Consider the following 2,483-nt stretch of genomic DNA (forward strand, 5'->3'; position numbering starts at 1 on the left):
TGTGGTGATGCGCCATCCGGTGGTGGATTCTTGTTGGCGCCAGAATTCTGAGAAGCGGCCTGCGAGAGAGCTGAGTTCGGTGATGGAGCCTTGTTCGATGATGTGGCCGTTGTCGATGAAGAGGACGTGATCGGCGTTGCGGATCGCGTTGAGCCGGTGGGCGATCATGATTTTGGTGCGGGGGCGTGGGTCGTTGTTGATGGCGTCGGTGATTGCGGTTTCGTTTTCGGTGTCCAGGGCGCTGGTGGCTTCGTCGATGAGCAGGACTGGGGCGGGTTTGATGAGTGCTCGGGCGATGCTGACGCGTTGGCGTTCACCGCCGGATAGTGCGGTGCCGGCTTCGCCGACACGGGATTGTTCGGCATCGGGCAGCCGTTCGATGATCTCGTCGACGCGAGCCAGTGTCATGGCTTGGTGTGTTTCGTGGTCTGTGGCGTTGGGGTGTCCAGCTAGGACGTTGTCGCCGATGGGTGCATCGAAGAGGTAGGGGTGCTGGAAGACCATGCTGACCAGGGCGCGGCGGCTGGCGGTGTCCATTGTGGCGACATCGGTTCCGTCGATGAGGATTTGGCCGCTTTCTGGTTGTTGCAGCCCGGCGATGAGGGCGAGGATGGTGCTCTTTCCGGATCCAGATGGCCCAACGATGGCCGTCGTGCTCCCCGGTTCCAGGATGAAGTTGATGTCGTTGAGGACGTGTTCGCTGGTGCTGTCGTACCGGAAGGTGACGTTGCGGAATTCGATGCGTGGGGCGGGGGTGTCGGGGGATGCGACGGCATCCCCGGGTTGATCGGCGGCCTCGGTGGTGATGATGGTGTTGAGACGCTCGAACACGCCACGCGAGTTTTCGACCGCGCCGCCCAGGCCCGCCAGCACGGTGAATGGTTCCAGGAATCGGACCACGATGACCATGAGTGCGACGGCTTCGGGTGCGCCGATCTCCCCGCGTACCGCCAAAATCGTGGTGGTGCCGGCGAGCAGGATGAGGGCGATCTGGCTGACGATGCTGAACAGCAGCTGACCGGGGATCTGAAACAGCAAGAGCCGCATGGTCGCACCACGTGCTGTCGCGACGGCTTCGCCGGCCTGGCTGCGGGCGGGGTTCACGCGTCGGCTGGCTCGTAGGGCGGCTTGGGTGCGCGCGAATTCCAGGATGCGTTCGGTCAGTGCACTGTGCGCCTTGGTGTCTGCTTCGTCGGCGGTGCGCACGATGCGGATACTGGCCAGCAACGTACCCAGGAGCAGTGGCAGGGTAATGAGCGCTGCAACACCGAGCTTCCACGAGATGAAAAACAGCCCGATGGTGATGGCTGCCGGTAACAACACCGCGCCGATCATTGGGGTCAGGAGGTTGGCGATGAATCCGACGAGGTCGGGGCCGCCGGAGGAGATGGCTTGGCGGGCCATGGCGGTGCGTTCGGCGGTGAACCAGCTCAGTGGGATGTGGGTGAGCCGGTCGGCGACTTGGTGTTGTGAGTCGTTGAGTAGGGCGAATCCGATGCGGTAGCCGATGCGGGCCAGTGCGGTGTCCACGATCCAGCCGCCGATGGTGACCGCGGTGAGCACGGCGAGCCAGGGCAGTGCGTGGGTGGGGGTGGCGGAGAACAGGGCGCCGAGCAGCGGCACGAGCAGCAGGCAGCCCGCGGCGCGTAAAACCACGGATAGCACTGAGAGTGCGCTGTAGGTGTAGAGGGAGTTGCGGTGTGCGGGGGGGATGAGGCGGATCAGGTGGGTCAGCATTAGATGTTCTCTCCGGCAAGGACGCTCGAGGGTTCTTGTAGGCGTGCGTCCCACAAGCGCCGGTAGCGCCCGTTGTTGGATAGCAGCTGCGTGTGGGTGCCGGTTTCTACGAGGTGGCCCTGGTCCAGGACCACGATCTGGTCGGCGTCGGCGATGGTGTGTAGTCGGTGGGCGATGACGAGCACGGTGCGGTTGTGCACGAGCCGGCCCAGGGCTTGTTGGACCAAATATTCTGATTCGGGGTCGGCGAAGGCGGTGGCTTCGTCCAGGATCAGGATGGGGGTGTCGGCCAGCAGGGCGCGGGCGATGGTGAGGCGTTGTTTTTCGCCGCCGGACAGTTGGGTGTTGGTGTCTAGGACGGTGTCATAGCCGTTGGGTAGCCGCAGGATTCGTTCATGGATTTGTGCGTCGCGGGCGGCGGTGTGGATGTCGGTGTCGGTGGCTTCGGGTCGGGCCAGTGCGATGTTGTCGCGGACGGTTCCGGCGACCAGTTGTACGTCCTGGAACACGAATCCGACCTTGGTGTAGAGCTCATCGGCGCTCAGGGCGCGAATATCGGTGCCATCGATACAGATAGCGCCGCCATCGACGTCATGGAAACGTGCCAGCAGCGAAGCCAGCGTCGATTTACCCGAGCCGGACGGACCCACCAGCGCCGTCACAGTGCCCGGCCGCAGCCTCAGATCCACACCATGAATAACCGGCACCCCCGGCCGATACCCAAACGTCACCGCATCAAACGACAC

General features: G+C 63.6%; 2 protein-coding genes. Both read right to left on the reverse strand.

Translation table 11 applies throughout. The features are described from left to right. A partial coding sequence (locus tag AOT83_RS05920) for an ABC transporter ATP-binding protein (RefSeq protein WP_057966620.1) occupies positions 1 to 1,737 on the reverse strand: 1,737 nt, incomplete at its 3' end. Continuing rightward, positions 1,737 to 2,483: ATP-binding cassette domain-containing protein (locus tag AOT83_RS05925; RefSeq protein WP_131727371.1), on the reverse strand; the 747-nt coding region annotated here is incomplete at its 5' end. The genes AOT83_RS05925 and AOT83_RS05920, both read right to left, overlap by 1 nt.

The organism is Mycobacteroides sp. H001 (assembly GCF_001440005.1).
GTDB classification, from domain to species: domain Bacteria; phylum Actinomycetota; class Actinomycetes; order Mycobacteriales; family Mycobacteriaceae; genus Mycobacterium; species Mycobacterium gwanakae.